Annotated in this window: 11 protein-coding genes; 5 read left to right on the forward strand and 6 right to left on the reverse strand. The window is 45.1% G+C overall.

The window, feature by feature from the left end:
* Window positions 1-21 precede the first annotated feature (21 nt).
* The 3 genes from MKY85_RS08625 to MKY85_RS08635 all read right to left on the reverse strand — a co-directional run bounded on the left by MKY85_RS08625 (window position 22) and on the right by MKY85_RS08635 (window position 2,727).
* Window positions 22-999, reverse strand: a complete 978-nt coding sequence (locus tag MKY85_RS08625; RefSeq protein WP_342572389.1) for a type I phosphomannose isomerase catalytic subunit — start codon at window positions 997-999, stop codon at window positions 22-24.
* Window positions 1,000-1,188: 189 nt separating this feature from the next.
* Window positions 1,189-1,773: a class I SAM-dependent methyltransferase gene (locus MKY85_RS08630; RefSeq protein WP_342572390.1), complete on the reverse strand. Its 585-nt coding sequence runs from the start codon at window positions 1,771-1,773 to the stop codon at window positions 1,189-1,191.
* Entirely contained in the window at window positions 1,774-2,727 is a 954-nt protein-coding gene (locus MKY85_RS08635; protein WP_036610193.1) for a TIGR01212 family radical SAM protein, read from the reverse strand. It lies immediately after the preceding gene.
* A 317-nt stretch (window positions 2,728-3,044) separates the two neighbouring features.
* On the opposite strand from MKY85_RS08635, the gene MKY85_RS08640 reads away from it, so the two are divergent.
* Both MKY85_RS08640 and trmB read left to right on the forward strand, forming a co-directional pair.
* Entirely contained in the window at window positions 3,045-3,245 is a 201-nt protein-coding gene (locus tag MKY85_RS08640) for a hypothetical protein (RefSeq protein ID WP_036610190.1), read from the forward strand.
* 152 nt (window positions 3,246-3,397) lie between these two features.
* Window positions 3,398-4,153 carry a tRNA (guanosine(46)-N7)-methyltransferase TrmB gene (gene trmB / locus MKY85_RS08645; protein ID WP_339240792.1) on the forward strand — a complete coding sequence of 252 codons (756 nt, stop codon included), beginning with the start codon at window positions 3,398-3,400 and terminating at the stop codon, window positions 4,151-4,153.
* 119 nt (window positions 4,154-4,272) lie between these two features.
* Here trmB and MKY85_RS08650 read toward each other — a convergent pair whose 3' ends face one another.
* The gene (locus tag MKY85_RS08650; RefSeq protein WP_342572391.1) at window positions 4,273-6,525 is read right to left on the reverse strand and encodes a helix-turn-helix domain-containing protein; all 2,253 of its coding nucleotides are present in this window, start codon (window positions 6,523-6,525) and stop codon (window positions 4,273-4,275) included.
* A gap of 408 nt (window positions 6,526-6,933) precedes the next feature.
* Here MKY85_RS08650 and MKY85_RS08655 point away from each other — a divergent pair, with 408 nt between their 5' ends.
* The 3 genes from MKY85_RS08655 (at window position 6,934) to MKY85_RS08665 (ending at window position 10,456) form a co-directional block, all read left to right on the forward strand.
* On the forward strand, window positions 6,934-7,839 hold the full coding sequence (locus tag MKY85_RS08655) for an ABC transporter permease subunit (protein ID WP_017689672.1): 906 nt from the start codon (window positions 6,934-6,936) through the stop codon (window positions 7,837-7,839).
* 30 nt (window positions 7,840-7,869) lie between these two features.
* On the forward strand, window positions 7,870-8,799 hold the full coding sequence (locus tag MKY85_RS08660) for a carbohydrate ABC transporter permease (RefSeq protein WP_342572392.1): 930 nt from the start codon (window positions 7,870-7,872) through the stop codon (window positions 8,797-8,799).
* A 106-nt stretch (window positions 8,800-8,905) separates the two neighbouring features.
* On the forward strand, window positions 8,906-10,456 hold the full coding sequence (locus tag MKY85_RS08665) for an extracellular solute-binding protein (protein WP_342572393.1): 1,551 nt from the start codon (window positions 8,906-8,908) through the stop codon (window positions 10,454-10,456).
* A gap of 140 nt (window positions 10,457-10,596) precedes the next feature.
* On the opposite strand, the gene MKY85_RS08670 is transcribed toward MKY85_RS08665, so the two are convergent.
* Together MKY85_RS08670 and MKY85_RS08675 are read right to left on the reverse strand one after the other, a co-directional pair.
* Window positions 10,597-11,748, reverse strand: coding sequence for a glycosyltransferase (locus MKY85_RS08670; RefSeq protein WP_342572394.1), 1,152 nt, complete (start codon window positions 11,746-11,748; stop codon window positions 10,597-10,599).
* Window positions 11,749-11,798: 50 nt separating this feature from the next.
* Complete coding sequence (locus tag MKY85_RS08675) at window positions 11,799-12,326, reverse strand: phosphatase PAP2 family protein (protein WP_169478872.1); 528 nt, start codon at window positions 12,324-12,326, stop codon at window positions 11,799-11,801.
* Window positions 12,327-12,774 lie beyond the last annotated feature (448 nt).

Below are 12,774 nucleotides of genomic sequence, written 5' to 3' on the forward strand. Positions count from 1 at the left end.
CAGGTTACATATGAGCTTGATTTATGGCAGATAAGAGCGAAGAACAGTGGTATTCCCGTTTAAAGTATAAGAACCCAGATTGGCTGGCAAGAGATAACATTGTCCAGCTTTCAATTCAATGCGGTCTGATGCAGCATGTGCCCACTCCAAAGTGCCTTCTCCTTCACAGACAACGAGAATTGTGAAGCTGTCAGGATTGGTGGAGAGTTCCCAGCGTTCAGTTACAACCCCTTTTTCCACCACAAAATAAGGACATTCCGCAAGCTTGAGCCATTCACCAGGAGTAGCGTTATTGGTTTTCATTGTTGAAGCACCTGCACCCTCATAGGCGGTGACATTCAATGAGTCTTCAACATGCAACTCACGTGGTTTACCATCCAGTCCAGGACGATTGTAATCGTAAATCCGGTAAGTCGTATCCGAGTTTTGCTGAATCTCAGCGACAACGACACCTGCACAGAGCGCATGTACGGTTCCGGCAGGGATAAAGAACGTATCACCAGCTTCTACAGGTACCTGACGAAGGGTATCCATCACCGTGCCATTTTCCAATGCCTCTTTCAATGTTGCCCGATCCACGCCTTCATTCAGGCCGTAGATGATGTTCGCGCCCGGTTTTGCGTCGAGTACATACCACATTTCTGTTTTGCCAAGCTCGCCAGGAGGAAGTGCCTCATACTCGTCTGTGGGATGAACCTGAACGGACAGGTCATCGTTGCAGTCAAGCAGCTTAATCAGAAGGGGGAAACGACCGCCTTTTTCGGAAACGCCTTTGGTTCCAAGCCATTCGGTGCCCAGTTGTTCACGAACTTCATCCAGACCCTTGCCAGCTAGTGCTCCATTTAATACCTTGGTTGTACCGTTTGGATGATCGGCTATCATCCAGCCTTCTCCGATATGTCCTTCAGGGGGCGTAAGGCCGAATTGCTCCAGCGCACGACCGCCCCACACACGTTCTTTGAATTCAGGTTGGAATTGTAATGGGTATGGCGTAGACATCAGTAATCTCTCCTCTAGTATATGAAATGGTGGATCGCTTTAATCAGTCATGGGCATGCAATCGCCATGAACAAACAAGTGAATACGTTTGCATATGTAGATTTAGAACACAGATCGCAGGAAGGAGAAGCCGTTAACAGCTCACCTTGCGATTGTGTCTAGTTTATTGTATTTGGTGAACAAAGGAAATTATTTTTTCTCAATTCCGATCAGAAAAGGAGAAGTTTCTCGCTGTAATTGGCGATACAGCACAACCTGTGCCTGTCCTACCGGCAGGGAAGAGGACCACTCCAACACGGCTGATGCTTCCTGTGCGCCTCCGTCATGACCAGGGTAGAGCACAACTGTAATAATGCCGCGAGGACGTAATAAAGCGAGTGCGGCCTCGAGTGCAGCAATTGTACTGTCAGTCTTGGTTATGATGGAGGAATCTGCATTTTCCGAAGGCAGATACCCCAGATTAAACATGACTGCGCCAACCGCACCAAGCCATGACTCCGGCACGGCTTCTGCCATTCGATCATGACTTAGTTGAAGCATGGAGATGGAGCCAAGCTTGGCTTCGTCGTTTTGTTTTCGAATCCGGGCCTGTGCAAGCGTAAGGGCTTCATTTTGAATATCGAATCCAATGACTTGACCACGTTTGCCTACTTGTTGTGCCAAAAATAGTGTGTCTGCTCCTGTACCAACCGTTGCATCTATGGCCAGATCACCTGGCTGCAGACGGGAAGCAATCCACTGATGAGCACAGCTGAGAACCGAAAGAAAGCCCATCTATGCTCGCCTCCAATACTTACCCTGCCATGAATCCCGCTCTCGCAGCTCACGATCAATGGAGTTCAATACTTCCCATTTGTTCATGGACCACATTGGTCCAATCAGCAGATCACGCGGTGCGTCGCCTGTAAGGCGGTGTACGATCATTTCTGGCGGGAGCATCTCCAATGTATCTACGATCAGCTTGATATACTCGTCCTGATCGAGAAAACGTAAAAGACCGGCTTCGTATTGCTTTACCATTGGTGTTTTACGCATCAGATGTAACAGGTGAATCTTGATGCCCTGTACATCCATATTGGCTACTGCCCGTCCTGTGTCCAGCATCATCTCATGCGTTTCTTGAGGCAGACCGTATATGATATGTGTGCACACACGTATATTTCGTTTGCGCAGTTTCTCAACCGCTTCTTCGTAACACTTCGTGTCGTGCGCCCGATTAATCAATGTTGATGTGGAATCGTGGATCGTTTGAAGCCCCATCTCAACCCACAAGTATGTGCGCTCGTTCAGTTCAGCCAAATAATCAACAACGTCATCTGGCAAACAATCCGGGCGCGTGGCGATGGACAGACCAACAACACCTGGTTGCTCTAAAATTTCTTCAAAATATTCGCGAAGCTCCTCAACCGGAGCATATGTGTTCGTATAGGCTTGGAAGTAACCAATATAATGGGCTGTAGGCCACTTGAGGTGCTGTTTATCTCGAATCGTATTGAATTGGGTAACCAGATCTTCACGTCTGCTGCCAGCAAAATCGCCTGATCCGCGCGCACTGCAGAAGGTACAACCACCTTTGGCAATGGAACCGTCACGGTTGGGACAGGTGAATCCAGCATCCAGCATCACTTTGAAAACTTTATTGTTGAATTGATCTCGCATCTCATAATTCCAGGTATGGAATCGTTTATCTCCCCACAGGAGAGGGGACTGTAATGCAGGTGCATTCATCTTCAAGGTACTCCTTTGGCTGTCTAATTACAGTAATCATACGTGAATAAAAGAAGAAGCGCTATGCGATTTCCGTCATAGACGATGGATAGCGATTATAGGTGTCTTCATGAACTTTTATCATTGTATCAAAAAACTAAAAAAAAAGGGAACCAAAACGCAAAATAGGCCGTAAAATCAAGGTTTTCTCCTTGCTATAGTTTACACCTTATGTTATATTTAAATCAGCGTCAGACACCATCTAATGGGTACTATTCATCATAGCATTTGAATCAATGTTGACGTCATGGACCATACTATACCGTGAGGTGATATGAATGAATTCCCAAGTAAAAAACAATGAATTGAATCATGTGTCTGTTGAATTGACGGCAGAGGAAGCACTGGCTTTAACGGGTGTTCGTTTTAATGGAAATCCGAAAGTGAAAGCGGCTGCAAGACAAAAAGTTCGCGATGCTTTCGAAAAGACATTTGATTTTTCACACCAAGATAAGGTAGACTATGAACTACTAAAGTAGTTGGACCCCAATTCCAAATAAATCGAAGAGGGAATCTTTGAGATTTGCCCAAAGTGGCAGATCCGAAGATTCCCTTTTCATTGCTCTTTACAATTTGCGAGTTCTTCGGCAAAATAAGTCTGAGACAAGTATGGGACAAACGGAGGAATAAAATGCGTTTACGTGGCAGAAAAGGGATAAGAGAAAATCTAGAGCAACAAGTTGATCTTGTTGTACTGGACCCCAAGCAACATAAAGGAAAATGGTCTGAACTGTTTGGCAATAACCATCCGATCTTCGTGGAATTTGGTATGGGTAAAGGTCAATTTATCAGCCAAATGAGTTATAAATATCCGGAATTTAATTTCATCGGTATTGATATGTATGATGAGCTGGTGCGTCGTGCCAGTGAGAAAGCTCGGAATGCGTGGAGCCAGGCAGATGTGGAGACACCACCGAACCTGAAACTTGCGCTGGCAAACATTGAACAGATCGAGGAAGTTTTTGAACCGGAAGAACTGGAACGCATTTATTTGAACTTCAGCGATCCGTGGCCAAAAGCAAAGCATGCACGTCGCCGGTTGACGCACCCGCGCTTCCTGAAGAAATACACGGAATTGCTTAATGCAAAAGGACAGATTCATTTCAAAACCGATTCGGAGACGCTGTTTGATTTCTCACTCAACGCCATTGCCGACTTTGGTCTGCAAATGACGAATCTGTCTTTGAACCTGCATCGCGATGGACTTAACGAAGAACATGTGATGACCGAGTATGAGCAGAAATTCATGGGCAAAGGCATGAACATTCACCGGGTTGAAGTGATTGTGGGTGAAGAGGCACTGCGTGAGTATCAGCAGACACGTCTGGACAAGTATAAAGTTCGCGAAGCGACAGATGAGTCTGGTGAAGGTCAGGAACAGGAATAAAATCGAAATCTAACTTAAACTCATTAAAGAAGAGCGACACATGAGGGGAATGGTTCATTCTCATAGGTCGCTCTTTTTGGCGTTGTGAAGTGCTCCTAAAAATCACGCCTGGGATGATTTCAAAAGTTCTCTGAATGAAACTCTTTGCGGCGATAATCGTTCGGTGTAACACCGTTGAACTTTTTGAACATACGATAGAAATAGGAACTGTTGGTGAATCCGGTCCTCTCGGCAATATCGGCAACGGAGTTCTCTGTCTCTACCAGCAGATGTTGAGCCTTGGCTATGCGGGTTTCATTAATCACGTCCGTTAGCCCTTTCAGGGTGAGCTGTTTGTAGAGCCTGCTTACATAGATGGGCGACATGCTAAGCTCATCTGCAATAGAAGTTAGACATAGGTTAGGGTCCGCATAGTCCCGCTCAATAATGCCGTTGATTTTGCGAATCAACTCTTCGTGCTTCAGTGTACGTTTCTCCTCAACTTTGGAACCAAGCTCATCAAACATACGATAGAAGTGTTCATGCACTTCACTGATGTCTTCCGCTTCTTTCACAGGCAGCATGAGTCCATCTGATACTGAATCAAGCGTGAGTTGATTATTTTTCTTAAGGGTATTTCGTACATGGTTGAGTGTCATCGTCAGATGGGATAAGGCCAGCTGGAAGACGGTGAAGGGATAAGCGGCTGTTTCACCGACGATATCTGCATAGACTTGCTTGGCTTCTTGCGTCTTGCCTGTCATTAGATGATCGACAAGCTGTCTTTCCTTACCTGCTGGGAATGCGTACTCTTTGGCGTGATAAGCCATAATGTCAGAAGTATAGATCAGACAGCCGGGTCCCATGAACAAACGATGCAGTGAAGCTTCGGCTGATCTGGTGTAGGAAGCAATACTGTCTTCCAATGAATCTTCCTCCGTGCCAATCGTACAGGAGATGGAGCATTTCAGATGGGTCATTACAGCAGCCTGCATCATGCGCAGCAGCTCTTCTATCCGGTTGTTAGCAGGTTGCTCAAGTTCCTGGTATTCCGCTTTCTCGTTGAAAATGAGTGTGATCAGATCACCGCCCATATCCACAGCTTCCGCATTATAGTGGAGATCGGCTGTCTCGGTGCAGATGTTCATCATGGCGTATTTGACAAGCTGGGTCTCATCACGATACGTTTCGCAGAATTCCGTAAAGTGATCAATACGCAGCAATACGAGTTTGGAAGCACGCTGAACATCAATGGAGGAACCGTAGAACTTCATCCGTTCTTCCAACATACCTCCAGTTACTGTTTCACGACCCTGCAAGGCCCCACGCAGAAAATCCTGCCGTAAAAGATGAAGACTGCCACGTCGCTCTGCTTCCATCACACGTAAACGAACAAGCACCTTATCAATAGGGTGATATAGTTTTCGGGATACAAGGTAAGAGAGCAGCAACCCTGCGATGAGAAGTCCAACACAAAACAGAACGGTATGTGTACGCATACTCCGTATATCTGAGGTAATCAGATCATACGGTGTTATTCTCACATAACGCCAGCCCAGATCATCGGGAGCGGTATAGGTGATGAGTGATTTTTCTCCGTCGACCTTCTCGGTAAAATAAGCGGAATGCTCCGCATCCTGCATAATTGGCTTCATAAAAGCTTCACTGGAGAGATTTTTCATCAATGAACGATCACCAAAGTCGGATAATAGATCCCCGTTCTCATTCACGATAAAGGTCTTACCTGGTTGATCCACAGCATTCATGTTCGGACTGAGCCAATCATCCTTGATATTAACGATGACAGCATAGTTTAATTTCGCGTTGTCATTGATCGTGTCGTAACAGAGATAAGTGTAGCTGTTGACCTCTGTTTCTTCAGTAGAGCCGACCTGATATGTACGCGGGATGGGAACAAAAGGTTTATAGTCATGGAAGCGTTGGAGGATGCTTGTAATCCCCTGATCGTCGATCTCCGAGACGGACTGCTGCCCATTACGCACGTTGGAACTGATAAAAAATTCATTGCTTTTAGAGTTATATACATAGATAGATTCGATAAAGGGAAGGGACATGCGGTAGTTGTCGAGCTGCTCCATCGCCGATGTAATCTCATAGATATTCGGTTTGGAATAAAGCAGTAATGATGAGATGGTGTAGTCCTGATAAATCTGATATGACAATGATTTCGCAGTCTCGGTCATTTTGGCTACTTCACGGCTGGTTTGTGTAAGGCTGTTCATATCGGTACGATACACCTGGCGAAGAGCAATCCGATTATAGTTGACATACAAAATAGAAGAAGCCACAAGCAAGGTGGCGACGGTACTGATGATAATGCCGATCAGAATCCGTGTGAAGACCTGCTGACTGTCCTCTGAACGTTTACGCATTCTTTTTCCCCCTTGGACCTCTTGTTATGGGTGGAGAACATAGAACTTCATATACATACGCCAGACTTCATACCTGGATGAGCAGAAGAACAAGAGTATCTTGAATTATATATTATGTATGCGTTTACATCAACGCTGGACAGGCTGTTTTGCCTACTTTCTCTACATAAAGTTCAACTTTCGCAGGATTGTTCACCAGTTGCAGCCTATGCACGATATCAACATTTGTGAACGGATGCGTGTGGATGTCTGTTCATTTCACGGTTCGTTCGTTTTGTTCATAGTTTATTTCGCAGAATCGTTCATTTTCTGAGGGGAAGCTTCAGTATCCGTGAGCGAAGGGAGCACCTACAATAAAAAGAGAGCTCCACCACGCAGCACCGCAAGAAATTCGGGAGGGATCGAGCCATGCTCAAAGAATTGAACAAAAACAAAATCATGTTTCTGATGCTGTTGCCCACGCTGATCTTTTTTCTGATTAACTCGTATTTTCCAATGGTCGGTATCTATTATGCGTTCACCCGGTATGATTTTGAAGGCGGACTGTTTGGCAGTCCATTTGTCGGTTTGGAGAACTTTAAGTTCCTATGGCAATCCGGAATGCTGCTGAAGCTCACAACCAACACTGTGGGTTACAACCTCGCCTTCATTATATTAGGAAACGGACTGGCGATCTTCTGTGCGATCATGCTTAGTGAAATCCGTGGCAGGTTATTCAAAAAAATTACGCAATCCGTCATGTTCTTGCCGTACTTCATTTCGTTTGTACTATTAAGTGTAATCGCTTACAACATGTTCAACTATGAGTCGGGTTTTGTGAACACGGTGCTCAAACGTTTCGAGGCTGGACCGGTGGATATTTATAATACACCTTGGATATGGGTATTTTTGATCATCATCTTTTATCTGTGGAAGAATCTCGGATACAGCATGGTCATCTATCTGGCCGCCATAACGGGGATCAGTGACGAGTATTATGAAGCTGCCCGAATCGACGGGGCCAACATTTTTCAGCGGATCTGGTACATTACGGTACCGATGCTGAAGCCAACCTTTGTCATCCTGCTGTTATTCTCGCTTGGCAGCATTATGAAGGGGCAGTTTGACCTGTTCTATCAACTGATCGGCAACAACGGGGTGTTGTACAACGCTACAGATATTATTGATACGTATGTGTATCGTTCACTGAAAGTAACGTTTGATATCGGGATGGCAACGGCTGCTGGTCTGTATCAGTCCTTGTTTGGATTCATTTTGATCATGACCGTCAACTATATTATCCGCAAAGTAAATGAGGACTACGCCTTGTTCTAGAACGCCCGCAGGGCAGAAGGGAGTACGATCATGAACACGCCAATGAATACTCACACGCGTACGAATACACGTCTCAGAGATTCGGAGTTTACTTTCATGTTTCAACTGATTTCCTATAGCTTCATCATTATCTTATCCATCATGTGCCTGCTACCTTTTCTTCTGATTCTATCCGGTTCGTTTAGTAGCAACGAATCCATTGTAAGGGATGGCTATCACCTCTTTCCAACGGACTTTTCCCTGGAAGGTTACAAAATGGTGTTCAAATTCCCAACTCAGGTACTCAAGGCTTATGGGGTAACCGTTTTTACAACGGTGGTGGGGACCACGCTAGGGCTGTTTCTCATCACGATGGCCGGCTTTGTGCTCCAGCGTAAGGACTTTAAATATCGGAACACGTTCTCATTTTTTATCTACTTCACAACGTTGTTTGGTGGGGGACTTGTGCCTTGGTACATTATGCTGGCGAACTACTTCAATCTCACAGATACGTATACCGTACTGATTTTCCCGGGGTTGATGACACCGTTCCTCATTATCTTGATGAAAAACTTCATTCGTTCGGCTGTGCCGGATGAGTTGATCGAGTCAGCCAAGATTGACGGAGCTAACGACTTCCGCATCTATTTCAGCATTGTGTTGAAACTGGCGATGCCTGGGATTGCTACTGTAGGTCTGTTTCTGGCATTGGGGTACTGGAATGACTGGTTTACCTCATCGCTCTTCATTAACAATCCTGATATTTACCAACTGCAATTTTATCTCTATAACACGATGAACACGATTACTTTTATTGACCAGATGGCGATTGGCACAGGGATCACGCTTAGTCAGGATGTGCCTACGGAATCAACCAAGATGGCGATGGCGATCGTTGTGACGGGACCGATTTTGTTCCTATATCCGTTTGTACAACGTTATTTTGTCAAAGGACTTACGATTGGTGCAGTGAAAGGTTAGAACGTGAACACGCTCTGGATATCAGGCTGCTAGCATCATCTTCGGTCTGAAACATGGCGAGTCTGCGCTAACATATAAAGGTTCACCACAAAAAGGGAGGATGCGTATGCGTAACAAAACAATTCGGCACCTGTCTCTGGTACTTGCCCTGATGTTGTTCGCCGGGGTGCTTGCCGCATGTAACAATGGTTCGGGGGGATCGGCGCAAGGAAGCGAGCAAGGGGGAACATCCGAGAATAAAGGTGATAAAGTAACACTGCAATTTTACATGCTTGGGGATGCTCCGAAAGATCTGCCTGTCATTGAATCCGAGATTAATAAGCTGGCTGAGGCTGATCTGAACGTCAATGTGAAATTCAACTACACCTCCTGGACCGACTGGGATCAAAAATATAAACTGCTGCTGTCTTCCGGACAGCCGATCGATCTGATCTTCACAGCGGATTGGACATTCTACCAGTCCTATGCTAAGAAGGGAGCGTTTCTGGCACTGGATGAAATGCTGCCTAAAGCAGCACCAGCGCTTAAAGCTCATGTCCCTGATGACATGTGGGATGCTGTCAAAATCAATGACAAAATCTATACGGTTCCATCTACTTGGATTGAGTATGTAACCGAGGGGATTGCGTACCGCGAGGATTTGCGCGAGAAGTACAATCTTCCGAAGCCAGAATCGCTCGAGACACTCGAAGCGTATCTGGAAGGCATTAAGGCCAACGAACCCAATATGATTCCGATCGCGGATAGCAATGCCAACCATACGCATGGTATCCGTCAACTGACATCCAAGCTGGTGAATACAGCGGGTCAACTTCCATATGGATTGGATATTATGTATGACACACCTTCGACCGTGACGTCCTATTGGGGATCGGCACAACATCTGGAAGACCTGAAAACATACAAACGCTGGATGGACAAAGGATTCTTCCCGAAAAACGTACTGAATGTAAAAGATACTTCCAACTCATTGCTGCAAAATGGAAAAGCGGCTGTTGTTCTGTCCGGGGAGAACCCTAACAAATTTAATGCAGATGTTATCAAGGTGCAGTCTACGCATCCAGATTGGAAACTGGCTTATTTCCCTTACCCGAATGCAAAAGGGTTTGCACAACCTGTTCACCCGATCCACAATGGGTTTGCGATTCCACGCAGTAGTAAGAACCCGGAAAAAGCATTGGCATTTTACGAAAAGCTTGTGACAGACAAACGATATAATTGGTTGACTGAATACGGCGTGGAGGGCAAAAACTTCGAGGTAGATAATAATGGATACTACAAAATGGTGGGGGATGCACAAACGAACGGCTTCCCGCGTGAGGGCATGAATGGCTGGGCTTGGCGTAATCCGGAATTTATGCTCTATGATAAAACCTTTGATGATGTCCTGACCATGTTTGAGGATCTGGACAAAATCAAAAAGCCAGATATTTTTACCGGATTTGCGGAAGACTGGACTCCATATCAAGCCGAGAAAGCTGCATTGGAGCAAGTTGAGAAACAATATTTGTATCCGCTTAATGTGGGTTTGGTGGCAGACGTAGAGGCTGGGTTGAACACATTTATGGAGAAGGCAAAACAAGCGGGATTAGAAAAAATTCAGTCAGAATACACCAAGCAGTGGCAGGAGTACTTGAAATCAGCAGGCATTCAGTAAATTTGTACTTTCCTTCATACAGAAGAGGTGCCTTCAAAGTCGAAGGCACCTTTTCAATGTGGTTGCAGGTTTGTTTGAAGCCGCCGCTTAAAGGCGTAATTGGACGAGATATGCGGGAAGCAGCAAATGTTCGGATAAATTCATATATGGGCCTCTTCTGCGGATGAAGGACGAACGTCCTCCAACAGATCGAGAATACTTTGAGCGCTTTCCATTGGATGAACCTTGGCAATTTCCGCCAGATGACGTTTGCGTTTACGTACGACATCCGGATAGTGGTGCAGCAGTTTGTTCATCCATTTAATAACTACGTCAGACGAAGATATGGGTTCTCCCAACCCTCTAGCGGTAAAATAATGGACGTTTTCTTCTTCCTGACCAGGTATAGGATTGTGAAACAACATCGGAATTCCTTTGGCTAAGCCTTCGCTGCATGTCATTCCTCCAGGTTTGGTGATCAGCAGGTCGGAGACTTCCATCAATTTGTCCACTTCGTTGGTGTACCCGATAATATGAATGTTCTCTTTGCGATACATCGGGTTCTGTTCCATGCTGATCCGTGCTTTATCATTGCGACCCAGACAAAAAATAATCTGAATATCTTTATGCAACCGTGTCAGCAACGGATGGACCAGCTCGTCGCTGAGCATGCCCCAACCACCGCCCATTACCAGTACAGTGGGCATATTTTTGAGGTTGAATCTGCTTCGGATCTCTTCTCGTCCGGGATGTTCCCAGAAGTTCGGATGCACCGGAATGCCGGTGACTCGAATTTTGTCTATAGGTACGCCACGAAGCAATAGTTTGGACTTAACCTCATCTGAAGAAACCAGATAAAGGTCTACTTCACGGTTAATCCATGTCCCATGTGCATCATAGTCGGTGATGACTGTGCAAAGGGGAATCTGTGCACCCAGACGTTTCAGTCTGGCTATGACAGCACTGGGGATCGGATGGGTACAGACAATTGCATCGGGACGTAACTGGCGCACCACGCTGCGTGTATGGGTATAGAACAGCTTGTGCAATGCGAGTGTTGTCAGCCGATTCAATGATTTTTTATATTGGTGTCTGTATACGTATCCGACAAGTTTGGGTTGGTTGGTAACCGTTTTTTTATATGCTGTTATAATAAGAGGTGCAACCTTGGGATTTAAGAAACTTCCCAGTTCCAGCACTTTCGTCTGCACATCTGACGAGAGCTTTCGCAAATTGCTGGACAGTGCATAGGCGGCTTGAGTATGACCCGTACCAAAGCCTTCAGATAATAGTAATACTCTTTTTTTCTCCACGCTTACTTCACCTGTTCCTGCTAGGTTTTTCTGAGTCTAACATATCGGCTTTAAGACCAGAATGCAACTGTTGCAAGTGCGACTAAAGTACCTATTGTGGCACCTGCCAGAACATCGGAAGGATAGTGTAATCCCAGATAAATGCGAGAGAATCCGACAATAAGAGCCACAGGCAACAATATTAGCAATAAGATCGGATCAGTGGTCATAAATGGAACCGTGACCGAAAAAATGGCAGTTGTGTGTCCTGATGGAAACGAATGGTCCGTCAGGGGATTCCGAAATGTAATTGTATCCGGCAAGGCCAGATAAGGTCTAATGCGGGGATACAATTTTTTTGCGATGGCTACAGGAATGTGGCTGACCGCAAGAGCGATGCAAGCTTGAAGTCCTGTTGTGCTCCATGGAGCCGGAGCAAGCAGCCAGATTAACAAAGATACTGCAATAGAAGAAGTTGCTCCACCCAGATGGGTGAAATAATACAGCCAAAAATTCATAAAACGGTTATGAAGTCGGCCGTTGATCCACATAAAAACATTTCGATCATAATCTTGAAACTTTAAGAATAAACGGCTCATATTGGCCTCCTGCCAGTCAGGCCACCTGTAATGGTGGCATTATTTCCGGTCATTTTCTGCATCCGGTTTCGTCCTGATTAATATATAACCGTTTTTCATGAACTTGAGGTTATTTCAGGTATATGTTTATCATATTTTTAAATGTTGTCCTTTTCAAGAAGAACCCATGTAAAGAACGTAAAATTCATGTTAAAGAGTGGATATATACCCATCTTAACTTTTTGACTTGGGTTAGCCAAAAAAGATACAATGATTCAACATGGCTGAAATGAGGTAAAAAAAATGTGAGTTTTGGTTTAAACTTTTTGAGGTCTGTTTGCGTTATTTGTTATAGAGCCTCTGACGAAGAATAACATGCTGATGAAAAAAGCAGGGACTTTAGAAATAAAAATCAAGTAAACGGCTGAAAATAAGATATAACAGGCATGAATGCGAGGTTGTGGTATCA

Source organism: Paenibacillus sp. FSL R5-0749 (assembly GCF_038595085.1).
Classification (GTDB): Bacteria; Bacillota; Bacilli; order Paenibacillales; family Paenibacillaceae; genus Paenibacillus.

Excerpts from the sequence above, each read along its gene's own strand:
- MKY85_RS08625 (WP_342572389.1), bottom strand. The coding sequence starts at position 999 with ATGTCTACGCCATACCCATTACAATTCCAACCTGAATTCAAAGAACGT.
- MKY85_RS08630 (WP_342572390.1), bottom strand. The coding sequence starts at position 1,773 with ATGGGCTTTCTTTCGGTTCTCAGCTGTGCTCATCAGTGGATTGCTTCC.
- MKY85_RS08635 (WP_036610193.1), bottom strand. The coding sequence starts at position 2,727 with ATGAATGCACCTGCATTACAGTCCCCTCTCCTGTGGGGAGATAAACGA.
- MKY85_RS08640 (WP_036610190.1), top strand. The coding sequence starts at position 3,045 with ATGAATTCCCAAGTAAAAAACAATGAATTGAATCATGTGTCTGTTGAA.
- trmB (WP_339240792.1), top strand. The coding sequence starts at position 3,398 with ATGCGTTTACGTGGCAGAAAAGGGATAAGAGAAAATCTAGAGCAACAA.
- MKY85_RS08650 (WP_342572391.1), bottom strand. The coding sequence starts at position 6,525 with ATGCGTAAACGTTCAGAGGACAGTCAGCAGGTCTTCACACGGATTCTG.
- MKY85_RS08655 (WP_017689672.1), top strand. The coding sequence starts at position 6,934 with ATGCTCAAAGAATTGAACAAAAACAAAATCATGTTTCTGATGCTGTTG.
- MKY85_RS08660 (WP_342572392.1), top strand. The coding sequence starts at position 7,870 with ATGAACACGCCAATGAATACTCACACGCGTACGAATACACGTCTCAGA.
- MKY85_RS08665 (WP_342572393.1), top strand. The coding sequence starts at position 8,906 with ATGCGTAACAAAACAATTCGGCACCTGTCTCTGGTACTTGCCCTGATG.
- MKY85_RS08675 (WP_169478872.1), bottom strand. The coding sequence starts at position 12,326 with ATGAGCCGTTTATTCTTAAAGTTTCAAGATTATGATCGAAATGTTTTT.